The following is a 22,284-nucleotide window of genomic DNA, read 5'->3' as shown; positions in this document are numbered from 1 at the left end:
GCCTGCTTTCTCAGCGGCAGGCGTACCGCAAGAACTGACCCTTCACGTCGACTTCGGCTATAGGAAGGGCCTCGACGCCAGTCAGCCGGTCAGACCGGCCACGATGGCGCCATTGGTCTTCTTGTTCATGTCATACCCCTTACTGGTATCGATCGTCGCCTGGGCTGGCGGGGATGCCAGCATCCAGCGTCGATGCTGGGACGGTTAGGGAAGCTGGTGGCACCTGGACGGGGATGTCCGTGCCGCTGTGGGCTTCCCGATGGCACTCAGTTCACCGTCTCCGCCTCAAGAAATCCCATAATGCGGCCCAAACATTCACCAAGGTTTTCCCCTGAATGTCCCTCACCCCGGATGCAGGGATCTGGGGTCTGGGAGTGGTGCGTCTCGATCACCTCGGCCCGGAGAGGCGCGCCACCGTGAGGACTCAGCACTGGTTCGTGTACGAGGCCAGGGATCGATCAGAACCAGCGGCCCCATCGAGGGTGGAAGCGAGCAAGTCATGGAGGGCGTGGGCAAGAAGACGGTGCAGGGCAATCTGACCGGGATCCCCGGAAGATGCGGACCAGGGCCGGGCAGGATCTGATGGTGATGGCGGTAGCGGAACGGCCGCCGGTTCACGAGGATTCCCGGGCGCGGGAAGAGACCGAGGCGAAGTTCTACGGGATGGAACCAGCGGATTTGGGCGGTCACGGTCTGCTCGGAGCCACACCGGCGTCGGCTCCGGCAGCGCGCTGTTGGACTGCCCTCGATGACCGTGGATCGAGTGCGCGCTGCTCACTGGCGGCCTACGCCCGGCGTGGGGCGTCTTCGCAGGCGCGAGGTGACGCTCCTTGTCGTGACATCAGAACCGGACAGGTGCACGTCCGTCCAGCGCACGCCATGCCCTTGCCCATTTTCGGTCAGAGGGGAGACCCCAGTGGACGCCGCGGGCGCGTGGACGGCGGGGTCAGTTGCTGTGATCGCGGGTCAGCGCGGTGACGTGGACGCGTTCGCCGGGGTACCGGTTGCCGGGCCATCGACAGGCAGGGAGACCGTGAAGGTGGATCCCGTGCCTTTCTCGGAGGTGACGGTGATCTCCCCGCCGTGAGCGCGGACGAGACCCCGGGTGATGGCCAGGCCGAGGCCGGTGCCGGGGATGGCCGCCCGGCGGACGTGCTCGGTGCGGTAGAAGTTGGTGAAGAGCTTCTGCTGCTCTTCGGCACTGATGCCGATGCCGGTATCGGTCACGATCAGTTCGGCGCAGTCCCCGGCCGGTGCGGCGCTGACCGTGACGGTGCCGCCGGTGGGGGTGTACTTGATGGCGTTGGAGATCAGGTTGTCCGCGACCTGGTTCATCTTGACCGGGTCGGCCTGCATGATCAGTGTGTCCGGCGCTCGTACCTGGAGGGTGATGCCGGCGTTGTCCGCCTGGATCTGCGCCGATTCCGCGCTGTGTCTGACCAACCGGGCCAGGTCCGTGGGTTCCGGGGTTACGGCCGTGCCGCCAGCGGCGGTCTGAAGCAGGTCGTTGACCAGTGTCAGCAGTCGGTCCGCGTTGCGCTGTGAGGTGTTGAGGTAGCCGATGATCGTCTCGTCCTGGTTGTCCTCGACCGCCAGGTCCAGGAAGCCGATGATGGAGGTCAACGGGGTGCGGAGCTCGTGGGAGATATCGGCCAGGAACTTCTCCCGGGCCTGGATCGCGTCCAGCAGATCAGTGACGTTCTGGAACACCAGCACCGTGCCGTCGAATGTACCGTTCTCGTCGCGCATGGCCTGGGCCGAGACGGAGAGGAACTGCTGGCTGCCGTCCACCCCGATCGCGATCAGCCGCCCGGAGAAGCTCTCACCGCGCACCGCCCGGTGTGCTGGCCGGTCCTCGGCTGGGATCGGCGTCTTCCCGTCGGCCTCGAAGAGCAACAGGTCCCGTTCCGGAGCATCCTCCACCCCGTGAGGCAACCCGATCAGGTGCACCCGCCGCTGGGCCGGATTCATCAACAGGTCATTGCCGTCCCGGTCGGTGACGACGATACCGACGTCCGTGGTGTCCAGGACGGTCTGCAGCCTCCGGTTCTGCTGCCGGGTAATGGACAGTAACTCGTCGAGTTCCTCTCGTTGGCGATCCAGGCTGCGGGTGAGCACGCTGGCGGCCACGGCCAGCGCCAGCATGAACAAGGGCACCGCGGCCGACTCCAGCAGGTGATCCCGGGCTGATCCGTGTGGATTGAGCGCATGGGGTCCCCAGATGGTCAACGTGGTTCCCACCACGCCCAGCGTGATCCCCAGAACCGGGTAGAGGCCGGACCACGCCAGCCAGAACACCGGGAACGCGGTCAAAATGGACGTGCCATACAGGCTGTGATGCGTCGCGTCCCAGATGGCCGCAATGGGTACGAAGTCCAGCACCGGAATCACCCAGAAACCGATGCCCGGCACCCGGTCCCAGGGGATGATCCCGGCCAGCACGGTCAGCACGCCCACCGCGGCGACTCCCGCCAGGAAGACCGGAGAGCTCAAGACCTGACTCTTCTGCCCCACTACGCACAGCAGAACGACGGCCAGCACGGACAACGCCAACGGCAACTGCGAGATCAGCACCCGGCGGCGCAGGGAGAACTGGCCGAAGTATGAGCGCTGCACACCGGAGTACCCCGGACCCGTCTGGGCCGGATCCTCAGCGGGACGGTCGATCAGCGGGGTGGAGGAAGAGGGCACGAGGGGCTCCGTATTCTTATGCGCGCTACCGAGAATGTGACCGGCCCACGATAACCGTGATGACCACCTCTCACGACGCTGACGTGGAGAAATATCACCACCCGCCCACCGGACAAGCCACCACCGGGGATCTCCTGTGCGCCGCTTCCGCCCTCTCGCGTCAAAAGCCACACCCGGGCATTGCTTCGGAGGAGTGTCCTGGTTCTAAGGAACCAAGACGTTGTCCATCCAGTGGAGAAGCCAGCGACAACGCGGGGGGGCTGAGCGCGGACATTGATGCCGTAAGTCTCTCCGGGGGCGCCCTGTATGACGCACCCTCGCGGGAGCGACGACCGGACGGATCACTCGAGATGAACCGCGAGGCCTGCTGGAGTGAGCCCGAGTCACGGGCCCGGATGACCGGTGGGGGATCCCCTTCCGGGCACGAATCATCCCGCCCGCAGGTCTTCGGCGGCCTGAAAGAACGGATGCCGTAAACCGTTCCCTAAATGGGCGACAACGATGCTGAACGCCGACGGTCAGATTGTCCTGCGGAACTCCGGCCGCTTATCTCCGGGGTTCACTCGCTGAGGCTAGTTGCGCCGTTGGGTGTCATCGGGCTCAGGGCGGCGGTCACTGCGCTTTGACGCTGCGATCCTCGCCAACAGGACGACCACGGTGATGATGAGGGCGACCGCGACTATCGACATGATCACCGTGATTTGCCATCCCTGGAGCATTCCCATGTCGCGAGTCTATTGACTGCCCCGTGGAAACAGCTTGAGGTCTTGCACCTTGACGGCCATCTCGGCCACCGGAGGGTGGTTCGATCACGGTTCGGTCCCGACTTATCGTCCGGGCTGATCAGCGGCTGTTTCCGGTGGAATGCCGGGATAGGTTGGGCGTGGTTGCTGGTCGTCGGGGGCGCCGGAGGGTGAGGTCGTAGCGCTGCCGTGGATCAGTGACAGATTCTCTCGTCATCACCATCCGTGCCGCACGGACCTTCCGAGAGGACCCTGCCCATGACGCACGCGTCATTGCCCGCACCCCGACCGCCTGCTTCCGGTAGGAGGACCACGAGGACGGCCGCGGCCGTCGTACTCGGCACCGTGCTGGTCGCCGGACCACTGTCCGCCGCCCCGGCCACGGCTGCCCCGAGTGCCGGGACCATCGCCCCGTACGGTGGCTACGTCCAGGACATCTCCATCGTCGAGGACACGGTCTCTTCCGAGGATGACCACCTGACAGTGGCCGTCGACTTCTGCCTGGCCCCGGGGACCGCGGCCCGCAAGGGCGTGGAGGACATCGACCTGGATGCCGCCACCCCCATCGCCGACTACGAGGGCCCCGTCTACAACTACCTCTACGGTGCCGAGCTGATCGTGGAAGACGCCGCCGGGGAGAACACCTTCCGCGTTGAGAGCCTGGCCGCCCCGTTCGAGTCGGAGGTGCCCATGGCGGAGTCGAAGATCTCCATCTACCCGGTCTCCGGCCCGGCCACCTCCAAGGGTGGTTGCGGCACCGTGGAGCTGCCCGCCCAGATCCCGCCCACCTACTACGGCGCGGAGCCCCGCACGGAAACCGTCAGGGCATCGGACGGCGTGGGCAATCGGTTCACCGACACGTTCACCCTGACCGGCAGCGCCGAAGAGGTCGAGGCTGATGAGCCACACCTGGGAGCCGGTCTGCACTGGGACAGCGACATCGACTGGTCCTCCAGCACCCCGGAGGGCCCGGCCGAGTCCGTGTCGCTGATCCTGGACGTCCCCGGGCAGTGCAGCGACGTGAGGTTCATGACGGCCTGGCCTTACCCGCTCCCGCAGGTCGATGACGGGCGGAAGGGCCGGGTGTCCTGCGCCCAGGGTGTGGTGCAGGCCCGCTACGAAGGCGGGCTGATCGACGGAGAGCGGCTCATCGTCAGCGCCGTCGACTCCTCGGGCATCGAGCCCGGAGAGACGGTGACCGCCCGGACCACCATCAACCTCGACGGGGACTACCACCGTCGGGAGCGCACCGTCGAGCTCGCCGAGCCCACCGCGTCGTTCGACCGCCCCTGGGCGCCGATCGCCCACAGCGACCTGTGCCCGGTGACCTTCACGGACGTCAAGCCCGGGGGCGCGTTCTTCGCCTCCATCCAGTGGCTCGGTTGCGAGGGGATCTCCGCCGGCCAGGCCAACGGTGCCTTCGGCGTGACTCGGGAGATCACTCGCGGCGAGCTGGCGACCTTCCTCATGCGCGCCTACGGCGAGAAGCACGTGCCCCCCTTCTATGGCCGTTACTGGTTCTCCCCGCAGACCAGCCCGTTCACGGACATGGCACCCGGCTCGGCCCACTACGAGGCGGCCACCTGGCTGCGCTCGATGGGCATCGCCGGATACGCCGACGGCACCTTCAAGCCCAGCCAGCCGGTCTCCCGCGTCGAGGCCGCGCAGTTCATCTACCTGGCCGACCACGCCGACGAGGACTGGACCGCACCGTCCAAGAGCCCGTTCGCTGACATCCCGGCCTCCTACAGCCGCTTCGAGGCCATCAGCTACCTGTACGCCACCGGCGCGACGCGCGGTTACACGGACCGCACCTTCCGCCCGAGCCGGGACATCACCCGCGGGGAGATGGCCAAGTTCGTCGAGACGGTCTTCAACGACTGAAACGGTAGCCCCATGACACGGCTCAGGCCGGTCGGCGCCCTACCGGCACCGGCCGGCTTGAGTCGTTGTCATCTCTCGGCAGCACACCCGGCGGGTCACCACGCCTGCCCCGCCGGCTCAAGAAGCGCCGGTTGCTGTGCCACCGGACCTCTTTGCCCGGAGGGAATCTTTGTTGATACAAGGACTCAGTCCTCGTGCAATCCGCCAGACCTGTGAATCACAAGGCTATTTGACCGTCTAGTTCCGTCACGTCCGTTTGGGGATCCTTCAGGGAGACGCCCCCGTCAAGCGCTGCCTCTTCGTTCGTGGGAATCACCGGCTTGCCTGAGTGTCGCTGGTCCCGGGTGCGAACTGGTGATGGCTTGGTGGCCGCCTCTGAGGACCGGGCGGGCACACCGGGGTCCACCACGGGCCGAAGAGACGCCATGCTGGCCCTGGTCCTGGGCAGGCTCCTGGCTGTCTGTGGGGTGTCTCAACGTTCCGATAACATGCCGGTGCCTGGCGCCTGCTGAGACGAGACAGGGTCCATGGACACGGATAGGTTGGCGCCATGACGATTCCCGAGAACGCCCAAGTCATGGCCGATGCTCAGCGTCTGTTGGACTACATGGACGCCGAAGGCCTGGACGGTGCCGTGCGGGTGAATCGCGGCCAGCAGCACATGGGCGGGCTCATCGTGGACTCCGCCCTGCAGCGACGCAACAAGTACACCGCGACGGTCGCGCCGCGGGTGCAGAAGATCGTCGAGCAGTGGCCGGAGGCCGCCACGACCACGGGGTTCCGGCGGCTGACCGGGGGCGGTGACACCGCGGGCTTCGACTGGTCATTGAACGAGGGCCTGGGCGCACTGGGGAAGGTCATCGACTGGTCCTCTCCGGCCCGGCTGATCCAGATGTCCGAGACCGCCCAGGTCTTCGCCGACCAGGGCATCGACACCACCGACCAGCTGCGCGACGCCCTGGAAGCCGGGCAAACCCGGTCGGCGCTGCGTCGGGAGCTTCAGCGGGTGCGCAACATCGGCCCGAAGACCCTGGACTACTTCGACATCCTGTGTGGAATCACCGAGGCCGCCGCGATCGACTCCCGCATCCGGCTGGCCGCCACCCGGGCCGGCATCGAGAAGCAGGGATACGACCACCTGCGCGAGGTGATGTTCCACGCCGCGAACACCCGCGACTGGCGGCTGTCGGACCTGGACGCCGTCCTCTGGGCCGCCCATGAGGACTAAGACTCGCCGAACCGCCGCCGCGGCCCTGGCCGTCGTGACCGGCACGATGACCGGCTGCACGCTGGTCAACCCGCAGGCCGGCCCACTGGGCTTCGGCCACGATGACCCGTGGGGCACCGACAACTACTGCGCACCGGATGCATACCTCGAGGAACCGTACTTCCTCGGGGAGCGGGTCCGAAACCTCACCGATGCGCCCATCACGCTGACCGGCATCGAGCTGGTCAACCCGACCGGCATCGAGCTGGTGGCAGCCGGGGTGGCACCGGTGAACCCGGACGCCGACGGGTTCATGGGCGGCAACCGGGAACTCGCCGACCCGGCTATGCCTTGGCCGCAGATGTCCGCCGAACCACTGCAGTACACCCTCAGCCACGGCGAGCAGATCAACCTGATCGTGCAAATCAAGACCAACGGTCGGGCGCGGCCGGCGACGGTGGACCGACTTAAGATCCGCTACGAATCTGGCAACTGGGAATACACCGAGTACTCCGGCGCGAGCTTAAAGTGGGTGCCCACCGCGTCCTGCTGACCCGGTTGCACCTTCACCCGGCCGCCACAAGGACCCGCACGCTCATGGTCCCGTCTACTTCAAAGGAACTGGACCCGAAACCCCCACCGGCCGAACCCGGCGTTAGACAGGGGTCCTTGCTGCCATCAAGACGCGACGGGCGCAAGTCGCTCGGCCGTGCCCCCTGAAAGATCCCGATGCGAAGCGTTAATTGATGATGTCCCCTCCCTCGCCTGAGAGAAGCACCGATAGCCGTGCCCGCCATGTCTGCAGCTGTTCGGGCGTCAATCGCTCCCACTCGGTCGTCTCGCAGACGACTCGCAGCGGGTTGGTGCTGCGATACGACCGGGTGGGGTTACCGGGGAACTTTTTGTCGGTCACATTCGGGTCGTCCTCGAACGCTCCCGTGGGCTCGACCACGTAGACCCGGGGAGTCACCACGCCCGATGCCAGTTCCGCGGCGATTTCCGCCGCGAGGCCAGCGCCGTCGGCCAGAGCTGTGAAGTAGATGTGGTTCATCACGATCTCGGGGCGATAGTTTGATCGGTGCCCCGCTGTCAGCAAGTCGCCCATTCTCAGGTCCGCGACGGTGCCATGGAAGAACGGGCCCTTATCGGGGGATGTGCCCACCTGCACTCCTTCTATCCATGTCATCGGACCGAGATCATGCCACGTCATCACGGACTTGCCGCAAGTCCCTCTCCCCGCCTTATCCTGGAGGTGACGGAGGCCTCCGGGATCCCGGACGCGCGCGCCTCTAGTAACGAGGGCCCCCTCCGATCCACCTCTGTATACAGCGGTAGCGCACCGAGGAATCCTCTTCGACCCGGACTCGGAAACCTCTTTGGCTGTCCCGCTGAGGGAACCCCCACCGAACACACACACGTGAGCTGCACGAACAACAGTGCCCCTCACGAGGCATCCCGTAGGACCCGCCCGGTGATATGTCCGGTGACGGGGTGCTCCCCGCAACACCCTTGGTCGAGCCCGTCTCCGGCGGCGCGGTGCACAGGTGAGGCCCTCGCCCGGTGACCGCCGTCGCTACGGGCAGCGGACCAGTGCCTACTCTCTCGCCTCATGTTCTGCTCCACCGGGGCCAGCCTGATCGGGCGTGCGTGACGGCCCGCGCGTGACGCGCTTTCCACCGGGACTGCGCGAGGGAGCAGGATCGAGACCGGTCAGCGGACACGTGAACGGTTGAGGTCCACAGGACGAGGTCACTGCCCGCGAGGGGACCGACCGCTCAGCGCGGTCGACTGCTGTCGCTGGCAACCGGGCTCATGCCTCCGGCGCCTGTCTCACGGCACCAGGTAGTCCGAGTCCCGGGCATCCGTGATGAGCATGTGGCCCGGCGCGTGGCCGATCGCCAGGGGCGGGCGGGACTCCATGACGGCGGCCTGCGGGGTGACCCCGCACGCCCAGAACACCGGCAGGTGCCCCTCCGGGACCTGCACCGGGTCGCCGAAGTCCGGGCGCGAGAGGTCCTCGATGCCCAGCTCATGCGGCGCCCCCACGTGCACGGGGGCTCCGTGGACGGCCGGGTAGCGCGAGGTGATCCGCACGGCGTCGGCCACCTGGGCGGCCGGGACCGGGCGCATCGAGACCACCAGCGGCCCGGCGAGGCCGCCGGCCGGGGCGCAGCGCACCGAGGTGCGGTACATCGGCACGTTCACGCCCTGCTCCTGGTGCGCGACCGGCACGCCCCCGGCCACCAGCGCCGCCTCGAAGGTGAAGGAACAGCCGACGATGAACGTCACCAGGTCCTCCCGCCAGTACTCGGTGATCGACGTCGGCTCGGCCACCGGCACGCCGTCCTCGTAGACCACGTACTTCGGCACGTCGGTCCGGATGTCCCCACCGGCCAGCAGCTCGGAGGTGACCTCGCCGGCGTCGAGCACGCCCAGCAGCGGCATCGGCTTCGGGTTGCGCTGGGCGAACAGCAGCAGGTCGAAGGCGTGGGAGCGCGGGACGATGATCAGGTTCGCCTGGGCGTGGCCGGCGGAGAAGCCCGACGTCGGCCGCACCAGTCCGGCGCGGAACAGAGCCCGGGCCTCGGCGGGGGAGAGTGCCTGGGCCTCGGCGGGAGACGGTGACGCGAGGTCGGCCGGGCGGTTCCCGGGGCCGGGTGCGGGAGGGGTGCTCAGGTTCATGCGCCGGTCATCATCTCGATGGCGGGGACGAAGGAGTTGACGGACAGGAACGCGGTGATGAGCCAGACGAGCACGCCGATCACGATCAGCCACACGGGGTAGCGGTAACCGTGCAACAGGTCCCGGCGGCGGATGGCCACCCACAGCAGCACGCCGAAGCCGATCGGCAGGATCAGCCCGTTGAACGCGCCGGCGAAGACGAGCAGGGTCTGCGGGGCCTGGCCGAGCAGCAGGAAGGCGATGGTGCACACCACGATGAACGCGACGGTGAGCAGATTGCGCCGGCGCGGGTTTCCGTCGGACCGGGTGACGAAGGAGATGGAGGTGTAGGAGGCGCCGATGACCGAGGTGACGGCCGCGGCCCACAGGATGACCCCGAACATCCGCAGGCCGATCTCGCCCGCGGCGCTCTGGAAGGCCTCCGCGGCCAGGTTGTCACTGGTCAGCGCGACGCCACCGGCGACCACGCCGAAGATGGCCAGGAACAACAGGGTGCGCATGACGGCCGTGACGATGATGCTCAGCACGGAGGTGCGGCTGATCTGCTTGATCGCGCGCTCGCCCCGGACGCCCGAGTCGATCATGCGGTGCGCCCCGGCGTAGGTGATGTACCCGCCGACGGTGCCTCCCACGAGGGTGGTGATGACCAGGAAGTCGACCTGCTCGGGGAACACCGTGTTGCGCAGGGCCTCCCCGACGGGCGGGGCGGCGACGACCGCCACGTAGAGCATCAACAGGATCATGACCGCGCCGAGCAGGACGACGATCCGGTCCAGGGCCATGCCCGCCCGCTTGGACAGGAAGATCAGGATGGCGATGACCGCCGAGGCGGCGCCGCCGATCTTGGGGTCCAGGCCGAACATCGCGTTCGCCCCGAGGCCGGTTCCGGCGATGTTGCCGATGTTGAAGATCGCCCCGCCGACGAACACGAGCGCGGCGAGCACCCAGCCGACACCGGGCAGGACCTTGTTCCCCAGCTCCTGGGCCCGCAGCCCGGAGATGCCGATGACCCGCCACACGTTGAGCTGGACCGCGATGTCGACGAGCGTGGAGACCAGGATCGCGAACGCGAAGGCGGCGCCAAGCTGGACCGTGAAGGTGGCGGTCTGCGCGATGAAGCCCGGGCCGATCGCGCTGGTGGCCATGAGGAACATGGCGCCGAGCAGCGCGGTGCGCTGGGCCTTGACGGTGAGGGGGACCTTCTCGGGGTGCCCTCCCGCGGGCCCGGCGGGGTCCGTGCCGGTGGCCGGCTTCGCAGTGTCCTTCATGGTTCCTCCCGGGGGGTGGGTGACTGGCATCACAGATGCAGGCTGGTGAGAAGGCTACCGGTTGTTCAACAATCCACGCAAGACATTGTTCAACAATCACGATTGCAGCTGCAGGCGCAGGTGCCGGTAGAGGTGCAGGCGTGGGGCGGACGCCACTGGTCGTGCCGGGCCGGCCCCGGCACTTGAACTTCCGCCGCCACCCGGAGAACACTGGGGGCATGCCCCAGAAGAACGACGACGCCCCGCAGCTCAAGGACCAGGAGATGTACGAGGCCCTCCGCGAGGAAGGGGCCAGCAAGGAGAAGGCGGCCCGGATCTCGAACGCCGCCGCCCGGGACGGCCGCTCCGAGGTGGGCGAGCGCGGCGGGGAGTCCGGGTCCTACGAGGACTGGACGGTCGAGGAACTCAAGGACCGGGCCCGGGAACTGGAGATCACCGGTTACTCGGACCTGCGCAAGGACGAGCTGATCGAGAAGCTGCGCAACCACTGAGCCTCCGGGCAGGTCCCCGGTTCAGTCCCCGTCGCCCCCGGTCAGCAGGGCCAGCAGGGCCCGGTCCGGCTGGCGCGTCAGGTCCATGACCCGGCCCTTCTCGAACAGGTCCAGCACCCGGGGGTCGATGTAGGACTCCCGGGCCACGGTGGGGGTGTTGTGCAGCAGCTCGGCGCTGGCCCGCACGGCGATCCGCACCGCCTCCGGTGAGGTGGCCCCCGCCCGGTGGGACCGCGCCAGCGACCGGGCGGCGGCCATCGTGCCCTGCCACGTGCGGAAGTCCTTGGCGGTGAACTCCAGGCCCGCGATCTCGGTCAGGTACTCGTTCACCGCCTCGGCCGAGATGCCCCTCCACTCCTTGCGGCGTCCGGACTTCACCGGATAGCAGACCGCGGGGGCCGTGCGCGGGGTGAGCGGCACGCCGGCGAAGAACTCCGCCAGGTCCGCGTCCCGCAGGGTGAGGTCCCACTCGCTGCCGGACTTGCCCCGGAACACCAGGCGGACCTCCTCCCCCTGGACCTCGACGTGCCGCCGCTGCAGGGTGGTGGCCCCGAAGGCCTCCAGCTGCCCCGAGTGCTCCTTCCCGCCGACGCGCAGGGCGCCGCGGTCCATCAGGCGCACGGCCGCGGCCAGGGCCCGACGCCGGCCGGTCGCCTCCGCCGGGGCGGGGCCCGTCCCGCCCCGCGCCGTCCCGCGGCCGGTGCCGGCCGCGCGTGGGGCGGCACCGCCGTCGCGGTCCTGCGCACCGGAGCGCAGGTCCCGGGTGACCCGCCGGCGCAGGGAGGGCAGGGTCTGGCCGAACGAGATCGACTTCTCGAACTTCTCGGCGTCCCGGTCCGCGCGCCACTGCGGGTGATAGAGGTACTGGGTGCGCCCGGCGTCGTCCACGCCGGTGGCCTGGATGTGGGAGTTCTCCTCAGCGGCGATCCACACCTGTTTCCAGGCCGGCGGGATCGCCAGTGCCCGGATCCGCTCGAGGGCGTCCTCGCGGGTGATCCGGCGGCCGTTGGCGCCCCAGTAGGTGAAGCCCCGTCCCGCCCGGCGCCGGGTGTACCCGCCGGTGCCGGGCGAGACCGTCTCCAGCCGCGGCACCTCAGGCGCTCTTGCGGCGCGAGGACGGGGTGCCGGTCTTCTTCCGCGTGGACCGGCCGGAGGACTTCGCCGTCGTCTTCGCGGACTTCGCCGAGCCCTTCGCCGAACCCCCCGTCGAGTTCCTCGTCGAGTCCTTCGAGGACGTCGTCCCGGAGGCACCCTTCCGGCCCGAGGCGGCCGACGTCTTCGAGGCCCCAGAGGCGCGCGACGTCGAGCTGCCCTTCGCGGTCCCGGACCTGCCGGGCCCGCTGGACCTGCCGGACCGGGAGGTGCGGCCCCGGCCGCGCTTGCGGTCCAGGGAGGCCTTGAGCGCCTCCATCAGGTCGATGACCTCGGCGTCCTCGCCCGCGTCCTCGTCCGACCCGGACGCCCCGAAGGTCGCCTCGGTGTCCAGGGAGTCACCCTGCTCGAGCTTGGCGTCGATCAGCTTGCGCAGCTCCACCTGGTACGTGTCCTCGAACTCCTCCGGCGTGAAGTCGGAGGCGAACTGGTCCACCAGCGCCTTGGCCAGCTTCTTCTCCTTGGGACTGATCCTGGCCCGGGACCGGGTGGCGGGGAAGTCGACCTCCCGGATCTCGTCCGCCCAGTGCATGCCCTGCAGCACCAGCACGTCGTCCTGCACCCGCAGCACGCCCAGCCGGGTCTTCTGCCGCAGCGCGAAGGTGACGATCGCGGTGCGGTCCGTGGACTGCAGGGCCTCGCGCAGCAGCAGGTAGGACTTGGGGGACTTGCCCTGCGGCTCCAGGAAGTAGCTCTTCTCCAGCGTCACCGGGTCCACCTGGTCGGAGGGGACGAACTGGACCACCTCGATCTCGTCGTTGGTGGCCTCGGGGAGGGCCTCGAACTCCTCCTCGTGGATCACCACGGTCTGGTCGCCGTCGTCGTAGGCCTTGTCGATGTGCTCGTAGTCGATCTTCTTCCCGCACACCTCGCACCGGCGCTGGTACCGGATCCGGCCGCCGTCGGCGTCGTGGACCTGGTGGAAGGACACGTCGTGGTCGGTGGTGGTGGAGTATGCCTTGACAGGGACGTTCACCAGCCCGAAAGTGATAGATCCAGACCAAATGGCTCGCATGGCGGTCAGCATATGCGGCCGCCGGGGGGTCGCGGGAGGGCACGTGGCACGGACAACCCGCCAGACCTACACCGTGGGGCAGAGATCGCTCTCCGTCTCCAACCTCGACAAGGTCCTCTACCCGGCCACCGGCACCACCAAGGCCGAGGTGATGCGCTACTATCTCGGGGTCGCCGACGTGCTCATCCCGCAGGTCGCCCGCCGGCCGGTCACCCGCAAGCGCTGGGTCGACGGCGTGGGCACCGCGGACAGGCCCGGCACCGTGTTCTTCCGCAAGGACCTCGAGGACTCCGCCCCGGCCTGGATCCCCACCGGCCGGATCGTCCACGCCGAGCGGACCAACACCTATCCGCTGGCCGACGAACCGGCCGTGCTGGCCTGGTTCGCCCAGGTCGCGGCCCTGGAACTGCACACCCCGCAGTGGCGCTTCGGCCGCAACGGCCAGCCGCGCAACCCGGACCGGCTCGTGCTGGACCTTGACCCCGGTGAGGGCGCCGGGCTCGCCGAGTGCGCGGAGGTGGCCCGGTTGTGCCGTGACCTGCTCACGGACATGGGGCTGGAGGCCTATCCCGTCACCTCCGGGTCCAAGGGCATCCACCTGTACGCGGGGCTGGACGGCAGGCACAATGCCGAGGCTGTCAGCGCGGTCGCCCACGAACTGGCCCGCGCCCTGGAGGCCGACCACCGTGACCTGGTGGTCTCGGCGATGAAGCGGTCTCTGCGCGCGGGCAAGGTGTTCGTGGACTGGAGCCAGAACAACGCCTCCAAGACCACGGTCAGCCCCTACTCGCTGCGCGGACGGGAGCACCCGTGGGTGGCCGCGCCCCGGACCTGGGAGGAACTGGAGGACCCCCGGCTGCGCCACCTCGAGTTCGAGGAGGTCCTGGAACGGGTGGCCGGGGGCCTGGACCCGATCGCCCCGCTGGGCTGGACCCCGGACGGCCGAGACGGTGGGGATGAGGAGACCGGGGACGACGACGGCGGGGCGGGTGCCGGCAGCGGCACGGCCGAGGCCATCGACCGGCTCTCGAGGTACCGCTCCATGCGCGACCCGGACAAGACCGCCGAACCGGTCCCGGCACAGGCTCCGGTCGAGCGGGAGCTCGGTGAGGGACAGCTGCCCAGCTTCGTGATCCAGGAGCACCACGCCCGCCGCCTGCACTGGGACTTCCGGCTGGAGCACTCCGGGGTGCTGGTGTCCTGGGCCGTGCCCAAGGGCCCGCCGCTGGACACGGACCAGAACCGGCTGGCGGTGATGACGGAGGACCACCCGCTGGAGTACGGCACCTTCGAGGGCACGATCGCCCCGGGCGAGTACGGGGCCGGGGAGGTCACCATCTGGGACGCGGGCACCTGGGAGCTGGAGAAGTGGCGCGAGGGCAAGGAGGTCATCGGCGTCCTGCACGGCCGCCCGGACGGCGGGCTCGGCGGGGTGCCCCGCCGCTACGCGCTGATCAACGCGCCCGGCATGGGCGGGGAACGCAACTGGCTGATCCACCTGATGAAGGACCAGCCGGACACCGGGCAGTCCACGCCCGGGGTCCCTGCGGCCCCGGACGCGACGACGGCAGGGAAGCAGACGGCAGGGAACAAGGCGGCAGCGAAGAAACCGGCAGGGAAGACGGCGGCCGGGAACAAGGCGGCCGGAAACAGGGCGGCCGGAAACAGGGCGGCCGGGAACAGGACCGTGGGGGCCGGCCCCGCGGCCTCCTTCGGCCCGGAGGACCTGCCGGCCCCCATGCTGGCCACGGCGGGCCGCCCCGCGGATCTGACCGCGGACGAGGACTGGTCCTTCGAGATGAAGTGGGACGGCTGGCGGGTGGTCGCCGGGGTCAGCCAGGACCGGGTGGTCCTGACGAGCCGGAACGGCCAGGACCTCACCGACCGCTATCCCGCACTGCAGGAACTCACCGGGCTGCTCCGGGGCGAGGCCGCGGACCGCGGGGGAGCGGTGCTCGACGGGGAGCTGGTGTCCCTCGACGACCAGGGCAGGCCGGACTTCGGGATGCTGCAGGACGGGACCGGGGAGCTGCGCCTCATCGTGTTCGACATCCTCCAGCTCGGCCCGCCCGGCACGTCGCAGCACCGACGCCATTCCCTGCTGCGCACCGCCTACGGTGAGCGACGGGTGATCCTGGAAGCCTCCCTCGGAGAGGGGGAGGTGGTGTCCGTGCCGCCGGCCTACCATGGCTCCCTGGCCCAGGCCCAGCGGATCAGCCGCGCGATGGGGCTGGAGGGCGTGGTGGCCAAGCGCACCGGTTCCGTCTACCTGCCGGGCCGCCGCGGGTCGGCGTGGATCAAGCTCAAGCTGCAGCAGCACCAGGAGATCGTGGTGATCGGCGTCCGTGAGGGCCGGGGTGAGCGCTCCGGCGGCATCGGTTCCCTGCTGGCGGCCATTCCGGACGAGAACGGGACACTGCGCTACGCGGGCCGGGTGGGCACGGGCTTCTCGGCCGGCCAGCTGGTGGAGGTGGAACAGCGGCTGCGGCCACTGGCCCGGGACACCCCGCCCGTGGACGATGTCCCGGCCGGGGACCGTTCGGACGCCTGGTGGGTCACGCCGTCGGAGGTGGCGGAGGTGTCCCTGGCCGGACGCACCCGCGCAGGGCGGCTGCGCCAGGCGTCCTGGCGGGGCTGGCGGCCGGACAAGTCCGTGGACGAGGTTCGCTGGGAGGTCCCGTGAACCACGCAGGCCGGCCGGGTGGCGCCGACCCGCCGGCGGATCCGGGTCTGCCCGGGGATCCCTCAGGCCGGCCCGGGGACCCCACCGGGCTGCGGCACGAGACGCCCGCCGAGAAGCTGGACCGGAACTGGAACGACCTGCTCCAGGAGCTGCGGGTGATGCAGACGGGCACGCAGATCGTCACCGCGTTCCTGATCGTGCTGCCCTTCCAGGCCCGTTTCGAGGAGGTGGCCGGGGAGATCATCGGCTGGTACATGGCCCTGTTACTGGCCGCGGTGGTCCTGACGACCCTGATGCTGCTGCCCGTGGTCATCCACCGCCGGTTGTTCGGCCGGCACGTCAAGGACCAGACCGTGGCCTGGGGGAACCTGCTGGTGAAGGTCTGCCTGGCCGGGCAGGGGGTGCTGCTGGCCGGCTGCGTGGCGCTCATCGCACACGCCGTGCTCGAGCCCGCCCGGGCCTGGTGGATCGCCGGTGTCACCGCCGCGGTGATCGCGCTGCTGATGCTGGCGCTGCCACCGCGGCGGGTCCACGCGGGCGACGAGGGTGACGCCGGCGGACGCTGAGACGACTACCGGGTCCGGGCCACGGACATGAGCCGCTTGTTCACGAACTCGTCCATGCCCAGCGGCCCGAGTTCCCGGCCGAAACCGGAGCGCTTCACGCCGCCGAAGGGCATGTTCGCGGCCTCCGGCGGCGACTGGTTGGCACCGACCATCCCGGCCTCCAGCTGCTCGGCGAACCGCTCGGCGCGCCCCGCCTCGGTGGCGAACACGGTCGATCCCAGGCCGTAGGGGGTGTTGTTGGCCAGGGCGATCGCCTCCTCGTCACTGGACACCCGGTACACCGCCAGGACCGGGCCGAAGAACTCCTCGCGGTAGACGTCGGAGTCCTGGGGGATGTCCGTGATCACGGCCGGCTCCACGTAGAAGCCCTCCCGGTCGGCGCGCCGGCCGCCCACGTGCAGGGTGCCGCCGGCAGCCACCGCGCGCTCGATCTGGTCGACCAGGGTCTGCGCCGCGGACTCCGAGGACAGCGGGCCGAAGGTGCCCTCCCGCTCCTGGGCCGGATCGGCGGGCTGCAGCCCGGAGACCTGCTGCACCAGTTCGTCGACGAAGTCGTCGAAGACGTCGTCCATGACGATCAGGCGCTTGTTCGAGTTGCACGCCTGGCCGGTGTTCTCCAGCCGGATGGCCAGCGCGTCGCGGGCCGCCTGGCGGGGGTCGTCCGTGGAGAGGATGACGTAGGGGTCGGACCCGCCCAGTTCCAGGACGGCCTTCTTCAGGTGCCGGCCGGCCTGCTCGGCCACCGCGGCGCCGGCCCGCTCGGAACCCGTCAGCGAGACGCCCAGGACCCGGGGGTCGGCGATGATCGTGCCGACCTGGTCGTGCGTGGCGAACAGGTTCTGGTAGACCCCCTCGGGCACGCCGGCGTCGCGGAACAGCTGCTCGATGGCCAGCGCGGACTCGGGGACGATCTCGGCGTGCTTGAGCAGGATGGTGTTGCCCAGCACCAGGTTCGGGGCGGCGAAGCGGGCCACCTGGTAGTACGGGTAGTTCCACGGCATGATGCCCAGCAGCACGCCCAGCGGCCGGCGCTGGATGACGTTGCTGGACCCGTCGGTGCTGTCGAGGACCTGGTCGGCGGCGAGCTGCGGGCCGTTGTCCGCGTAGTACCGGAAGATCTCCGCGCTGAACTCGGCCTCCCCGCGGGACTCGGCGATCGGCTTGCCCATCTCGCGGGTGATGGTCTCGGCCAGCGCGTCGGCGCGCTCCTCGAACAGCTCGGCGATCCGGGCCACGATGCCGGCCCGCTCGCCGATGTCGCGGGAGCGCCAGTCCTCGAAGGCCCGGTGGGCGGTGGCGATGGCCTGCTCGACCTGCTCGTCGGTGGCGACCGGGTGTTCGCTGACGGTCCGGCCGGTGGCCGGATTGACGGCGCGATAGGCCGGTGACGTGGTGGGGGTGGTGTCGGTGCTCACAGTGTCCATAGTGGTCATGATGCCTCTTCCGTGCGTGGGGTGGAATGCGTGGAGGGGGATTCGGTGGTCGGTGCCCGGACCGTGGTCCGTGGAGGCGGGGACCGGTACGGGCCGGTCGCCTCGAACGCGCAGGCGAGCCGGAGCAGGGTGGTGTCGTCGTAGGCGCGGCCGGCGAAGGTCAGCCCGAAGGGCATGGCGATGTCCGGGGCGGTGCCCATCGGGACGGTGACGGTGGGGATGCCCAGGTGCCGGGGGACCAGGTTGCCGTTGGCCACCCAGGTCCCGTTGCGCCAGGCCAGCTCGGCCGAGCGGGGGTTCACGTCGGCGTCGGCGGGCCCGACGTCGGCCAGGGCGGGGAAGACGACCGCGTCCAGCCCCAGCCCGTCCATCCAGTCCTCGAGGTCGGTCCGGCGGGTCCGTTCCAGACCGGCGAGGCCCTGCGCCAGGTGTGGGATCGACTCCACCGTGGTTCCGGGACCGCGGGTCCGGATGATCTCCGGGAAGGCGGCGATGTCGTCGCCGAACCCCTCGTAGCGGTCCGGCAGGGCGCCGGCCGGGTGCGGGAAGATCCGGGCGCCGTCCACCCCGGCCAGCGTGTCCAGTCCCGGGTCCCCGTTGGCCTGGAGGAAGTCCTCCCAGGCCCACGCGGACAGCTCGGTGACCTCCGCGTGCAGGAACTCGGGGGACACCAGTCCGCGGGTGCCGATGGTCGGGGCCCCGGGGCGGTCACCCTCGTAGTTCGTGACGACCGGGAAGTCCACCGCCACGACGGTGGCGCCGGCCGTCTCCAGCGCGGCCCGGGCCGCCTGCCAGAGCTCGATCACGGAGGGGCGCGTCTCGACGCGCCGGCCCATCGGGCCCCCGATGCCGGCGGACCCGCGGTGGTCGGGTCCGGTGCCGGCGTCCGGGTCGGCGTTGACGTACATCCGGGGCACGCCCAGTCGCCTGCCCGCCAGGGCGCCCCGGCCGCCGTCGGGCCCGGACGCCGCGGCGAGGGCGGGGTAGGACGGTGGCCGGACGTCACCGGCCCGGGGGAGGCGGATCCACGGCTGGAGGCGCCAGAAGTCCCCGCGGGCGGTGTGGTCGTCGGCGACGATGACGTCCAGCACCTCGAGCAGGTCCGCCATGGAACGGGTGTGGGGGACCACCACGTCCATGGTGGGCACCAGCGGCCAGTTGCCCCGCACGGAGATCATCCCGCGGGAGGGGGTGTAGGCGCACAGGGCGTTACAGGAGGCGGGCGCCCGGCCGGACGACCAGGTCTCCTCGCCCAGGCCGAAGGCGCCGAGGCTCGCGGCCGTGGCCGTCCCGGAGCCGTTCGAGGAACCGGAGGCGAAGGCGCTGGTGAGGTAGTCGGGGTTGTAGGGACTCTCCGCCCGCCCGTACAGGCCGCGCTGCATGCCCCCGTTGGCCATGGGCGGCATGTTCGTCAACCCCAGCAGCACCGCCCCGGCGTCCCGCAGCCGCTCGATGGTGAAGGCGTCCCACCGGGCCACGAGGCCGGCGAACGCCGGGGACCCGGCCGCCACGGTCAGCCCGCGGGCCATGAACGAGTCCTTCGCGGTGTAGGGAATGCCGTCCAGCGGTCCCCGCACCGCGCCGGCGGCGCGCCGCTCGTCCGAGGCGCGGGCCTCCTCCAGGGCCCGGGGGTTGTCCACGATCACCGAGTTCAGCGGGATGCCGCCATCGGGGGCCCGGTGCGTGGCCACCGTGCCGGAGGCGGACTGCGCCGGCCGGTCATAGTGGGCGATGCGCGCCCGGTAGGCGTGCACGAGCTCCACGGCGGTGGTGCGACCGGACTCCAGGGCCGTCCGGAGCTCGGCGATCGACGTCTCGGTGACGTCAAGCATCCCCATCGACCGACCCGCGCGGGGCGAGCGTGCCCCGGTCCGCACCCGCTGCCGGCTGCTGCTGGGTGATGCAGTGGATGCCGCCGCCGAAGGCGAAGATGTCCCGGGCGTCCACGAGCTCCACGGTGCGTCCCGGGTAGGCCTCGCCGAGGATCCCGGCGGCCAGCGCGTCGGCTTCGGGCTCGCCGAAGGCGCACAGGATGACGGCGCCGTTGGCCACGTAGTGATTGATGTAGGAGTAGTCGACCCATCCCTCGGCATCGCGCAGCGCGGACGGGGCGGGGACGTCCACCACGCGCAGCGGCCGGCCCTGGGCGTCGACCGCACCGCCCAGTTCCTCGCGCAACCGACGGGTGACCTGGTGGTCGGGGTGCCCGGGGTCGTCCTGGCGGTGCAGCAGCACGGTGCCGGCCTCGGTGAAGGACGCGACGATGTCCACGTGCCCGCGGGTGCCGAAGCCGTCGTAGTCCCGCGTCAGCCCGCGGGAGAGCCACACCGCGTGGGTGGTGCCCAGCTGGTGGTGGATCTCGGCCTCCACCGCGGAGCGGGTCAGGCCCGGGTTGCGGTCGGGGTCCAGTTGCACGGTCTCCGTCAGCAGGACCGTCCCCCGGCCGTCGACGTGGAACCCGCCGCCCTCGTTGACCAGCCGGGAGTCCCGCGCCGGGACCTGGGCGTGGTGGGCGACGGTGGCGGCGAGGTGCCGGTCCTGGTCCCACCGGGCCCAGGACTGGGCCCCCCAGCCGTTGAAGACCCAGTTGACCGCCGAGAGCGCTCCGAAGGGATCCAGGGTGAACGTCGGGCCGGAGTCGCGCATCCAGGCGTCGTCCAGGACGGCGGGGAGGATCTCGACGTCGGACCCGAGCAGGTCCCGGGCCGCCGCCTCGTCCTGCGGGTGGGACACCACGGTGACCGGCTCGTACCGGGCGATCGTGCGCGCCACGGACGTCCAGGCGGTGCGGGCCCGCCCCAGGCCCTCCGAGCCGGGGGCGCCGAACGTGTCGTTGGGGGTGGGGAAGGACATCCAGGTGCGCTCGTGGGGTGCCCACTCCGGGGGCATGACCGAAGGGCCGAGGGTGGTCATCAGATGGTCAGTCCTTCTCCGGTGGTGTCCCGCGTGGACTCGGTGGTCTCCAGGGTCTCCCCGCGGAAGTAGGCCGGGTGGCGCAACCGGGTCCACAGCATGAGCACCACGCCCAGGACGAGCACGCCCATGCCCAGGACGAACACCATGCCCACCCCGCCGATCGAGGACCCCGACCCGTAGTCCGGGCTGATCGAGTCCACGGCGGTCTGGAAGAACATGACCAGCAGGACCGCGCCGCCGATGAGCGGGAAGAGGAACTTGAACACCACGTTGCGGGCCGAGGTGAACAGTTCGCGGCGGAAGTACCAGACGCAGGCCAGGGCCGTGATGCCGTAGTAGAAGCAGATCATCAGGCCCAGGGCGGTGATGGTGTCCCACAGGGCGTTCTCGCTGAGCAGGCGGGTGATCGTGTAGAAGCCGCCGGCGGCCACGGCCGAGGAGATGGTGGCCACGGAGGGGGTGCGGAACCGGGGGCTGATGCGGGAGAACATCGGCGGCAGGGCACGGTAGTACCCCATGGCCAGCAGGGTGCGCGAGGGGGAGATCATCGTGGACTGCAGGGAGGCGAAGGAGGAGGACATGATCGCGATGGACATCAGCAGGGCGAACGGGCCCATCACCGGGCTGGCGAGCACCGCGAACAGCGACTCCTGGTTGTCCGGGTTCCCGGCGCCCAGGCCCTCGGTGCCGATGCCGGCCCAGGCGATGACGGCCAGCGCGCACAGGGTGTAGATCACCATGATGATCAGCACGGTCAGGGTGGCCGCCCGCCCGGAGGTGCGCTGGGGGTCCTTGGTCTCCTCGTTCATGGTCAGGGTGGTGTCCCAGCCCCAGAACAGGAAGATGGACAGCGAGATGCCGGCGGCGACGATGGAGAAGTCGTCGAAGCTGAACGGGTTGAACCAGTCGATGCTGATGGGCGTGGGGTCGAAGCCCTCCCCGTTGGCGGCCTGCACGAGGGCCGCCACGGCGAAGCCGCCCAGCACCAGTAGCTGGAAGCCCACGAGGACGTACTGGATGTGCTGGGTGGACTTCAGCCCGCGGTAGGAGATCCAGGCCGCCACCGCGATGAACACCAGCGTGGTGGGGATGTTGATCCACAGGTTGTCCGTCAGCTCGGCCAGCGCCGGACTGCCGAGGACCTGGGCCAGCAGCAGGTAGAAGAAGTCCACCGCCACGGCGGCCAGGTTGGACAGCACGATCACCGTGGCCGCGATCAGGCCCCAGCCGCCCATCCAGCCGATCCAGGGGTTGAAGGCCTTGGTGGCCCAGGTGAAGGACGTCCCGGAGTCGGGCACCCGCGAGTTGAGCTCGCGGTAGCCGAAGGCGACCAGCAGCATGGGCAGGAAGCCGAGCAGCAGGATGGCCGGCACGTGGGTGCCGACCACCGAGATGGTGGGCCCGAGCCCGGCGGTCAGGGTGTAGGCCGGGGCGATGCAGCCCACGCCGATCACGACGGCGCCGATCACCCCCACCTGGCCCCGGGCCAGTCCCTTGGCGGAGACGGCCCGGTCCTCGGTGGGCCGGGGCGGCACGGTGTTCGCAGTGCTCAT

General features: G+C 69.9%; 17 protein-coding genes. 6 read left to right on the top strand and 11 right to left on the bottom strand.

Annotated features, from left to right (window positions below; all coding sequences use genetic code 11):
• Positions 1 to 966: 966 nt before the first annotated feature.
• Both GGQ69_RS16885 and GGQ69_RS11125 read right to left on the bottom strand, forming a co-directional pair.
• Complete coding sequence (locus GGQ69_RS16885) at positions 967 to 2,691, bottom strand: ATP-binding protein (RefSeq protein WP_183528002.1); 1,725 nt, start codon at positions 2,689 to 2,691, stop codon at positions 967 to 969.
• Positions 2,692 to 3,263: 572 nt separating this feature from the next.
• The gene (locus tag GGQ69_RS11125; RefSeq protein ID WP_183528000.1) at positions 3,264 to 3,416 is read right to left on the bottom strand and encodes a hypothetical protein; all 153 of its coding nucleotides are present in this window, start codon (positions 3,414 to 3,416) and stop codon (positions 3,264 to 3,266) included.
• A 276-nt stretch (positions 3,417 to 3,692) separates the two neighbouring features.
• On the opposite strand from GGQ69_RS11125, the gene GGQ69_RS11120 reads away from it, so the two are divergent.
• From GGQ69_RS11120 to GGQ69_RS11110, 3 genes are all read left to right on the top strand, one after another.
• Entirely contained in the window at positions 3,693 to 5,318 is a 1,626-nt protein-coding gene (locus GGQ69_RS11120) for an S-layer homology domain-containing protein (RefSeq protein WP_183527998.1), read from the top strand.
• 550 nt (positions 5,319 to 5,868) lie between these two features.
• The gene (locus GGQ69_RS11115; protein WP_183527996.1) at positions 5,869 to 6,546 is read left to right on the top strand and encodes a hypothetical protein; all 678 of its coding nucleotides are present in this window, start codon (positions 5,869 to 5,871) and stop codon (positions 6,544 to 6,546) included.
• The gene (locus GGQ69_RS11110; RefSeq protein ID WP_183527994.1) at positions 6,536 to 7,078 is read left to right on the top strand and encodes a hypothetical protein; all 543 of its coding nucleotides are present in this window, start codon (positions 6,536 to 6,538) and stop codon (positions 7,076 to 7,078) included. The genes GGQ69_RS11115 and GGQ69_RS11110 overlap by 11 nt, the downstream gene beginning before the upstream one ends.
• Positions 7,079 to 7,264: 186 nt before the next feature.
• Here the strand turns inward: GGQ69_RS11110 and arr are convergent, their stop codons facing one another.
• The 3 genes from arr to GGQ69_RS11095 all read right to left on the bottom strand — a co-directional run bounded on the left by arr (position 7,265) and on the right by GGQ69_RS11095 (position 10,475).
• On the bottom strand, positions 7,265 to 7,711 hold the full coding sequence (gene arr, locus GGQ69_RS11105) for an NAD(+)--rifampin ADP-ribosyltransferase (protein ID WP_183528601.1): 447 nt from the start codon (positions 7,709 to 7,711) through the stop codon (positions 7,265 to 7,267).
• Positions 7,712 to 8,355: 644 nt separating this feature from the next.
• Complete coding sequence (locus GGQ69_RS11100) at positions 8,356 to 9,207, bottom strand: putative hydro-lyase (RefSeq protein WP_183527992.1); 852 nt, start codon at positions 9,205 to 9,207, stop codon at positions 8,356 to 8,358.
• The gene (locus GGQ69_RS11095; protein WP_183527990.1) at positions 9,204 to 10,475 is read right to left on the bottom strand and encodes an NRAMP family divalent metal transporter; all 1,272 of its coding nucleotides are present in this window, start codon (positions 10,473 to 10,475) and stop codon (positions 9,204 to 9,206) included. The genes GGQ69_RS11100 and GGQ69_RS11095 overlap by 4 nt, the downstream gene beginning before the upstream one ends.
• 218 nt (positions 10,476 to 10,693) lie before the next feature.
• Here GGQ69_RS11095 and GGQ69_RS11090 point away from each other — a divergent pair, with 218 nt between their 5' ends.
• Positions 10,694 to 10,966 (top strand): Rho termination factor N-terminal domain-containing protein, encoded by a 273-nt coding sequence (locus GGQ69_RS11090; RefSeq protein WP_183527988.1) that lies wholly within the window; start codon positions 10,694 to 10,696, stop codon positions 10,964 to 10,966.
• A 21-nt stretch (positions 10,967 to 10,987) separates the two neighbouring features.
• On the opposite strand, the gene GGQ69_RS11085 is transcribed toward GGQ69_RS11090, so the two are convergent.
• Together GGQ69_RS11085 and GGQ69_RS11080 are read right to left on the bottom strand one after the other, a co-directional pair.
• The gene (locus GGQ69_RS11085; protein WP_183527986.1) at positions 10,988 to 12,058 is read right to left on the bottom strand and encodes a DNA topoisomerase IB; all 1,071 of its coding nucleotides are present in this window, start codon (positions 12,056 to 12,058) and stop codon (positions 10,988 to 10,990) included.
• A gap of 1 nt (position 12,059) precedes the next feature.
• Positions 12,060 to 13,133 (bottom strand): Ku protein, encoded by a 1,074-nt coding sequence (locus tag GGQ69_RS11080; protein WP_183527984.1) that lies wholly within the window; start codon positions 13,131 to 13,133, stop codon positions 12,060 to 12,062.
• A 43-nt stretch (positions 13,134 to 13,176) separates the two neighbouring features.
• On the opposite strand from GGQ69_RS11080, the gene GGQ69_RS11075 reads away from it, so the two are divergent.
• Positions 13,177 to 15,816 (top strand): ATP-dependent DNA ligase, encoded by a 2,640-nt coding sequence (locus GGQ69_RS11075; RefSeq protein WP_183527982.1) that lies wholly within the window; start codon positions 13,177 to 13,179, stop codon positions 15,814 to 15,816.
• Positions 15,813 to 16,382 carry a DUF6328 family protein gene (locus tag GGQ69_RS11070; protein ID WP_183527980.1) on the top strand — a complete coding sequence of 190 codons (570 nt, stop codon included), beginning with the start codon at positions 15,813 to 15,815 and terminating at the stop codon, positions 16,380 to 16,382. The genes GGQ69_RS11075 and GGQ69_RS11070 overlap by 4 nt, the downstream gene beginning before the upstream one ends.
• Before the next feature lie 5 nt (positions 16,383 to 16,387).
• Here GGQ69_RS11070 and GGQ69_RS11065 read toward each other — a convergent pair whose 3' ends face one another.
• The 4 genes from GGQ69_RS11065 to GGQ69_RS11050 are packed head-to-tail and all read right to left on the bottom strand — an operon-like array spanning position 16,388 to position 22,284.
• The gene (locus tag GGQ69_RS11065) at positions 16,388 to 17,806 is read right to left on the bottom strand and encodes an NAD-dependent succinate-semialdehyde dehydrogenase (RefSeq protein WP_255459487.1); all 1,419 of its coding nucleotides are present in this window, start codon (positions 17,804 to 17,806) and stop codon (positions 16,388 to 16,390) included.
• A gap of 5 nt (positions 17,807 to 17,811) precedes the next feature.
• Positions 17,812 to 19,653, bottom strand: coding sequence for an amidase (locus tag GGQ69_RS11060; protein WP_255459486.1), 1,842 nt, complete (start codon positions 19,651 to 19,653; stop codon positions 17,812 to 17,814).
• Positions 19,640 to 20,728 (bottom strand): agmatine/peptidylarginine deiminase, encoded by a 1,089-nt coding sequence (locus GGQ69_RS11055; RefSeq protein WP_183527974.1) that lies wholly within the window; start codon positions 20,726 to 20,728, stop codon positions 19,640 to 19,642. Before GGQ69_RS11055 ends, GGQ69_RS11060 begins: the two co-directional genes overlap by 14 nt.
• Positions 20,728 to 22,284, bottom strand: a complete 1,557-nt coding sequence (locus tag GGQ69_RS11050) for an APC family permease (protein WP_183527972.1) — start codon at positions 22,282 to 22,284, stop codon at positions 20,728 to 20,730. The genes GGQ69_RS11055 and GGQ69_RS11050 overlap by 1 nt, the downstream gene beginning before the upstream one ends.

It is taken from the genome of Micrococcus sp. TA1, assembly GCF_014199555.1.
In the GTDB taxonomy this organism is placed as follows: domain Bacteria; phylum Actinomycetota; class Actinomycetes; order Actinomycetales; family Micrococcaceae; genus Citricoccus.
The sequence above is the reverse complement of the archived record's forward strand: the minus strand, read 5'-3'. Positions and strand labels throughout refer to the sequence as shown.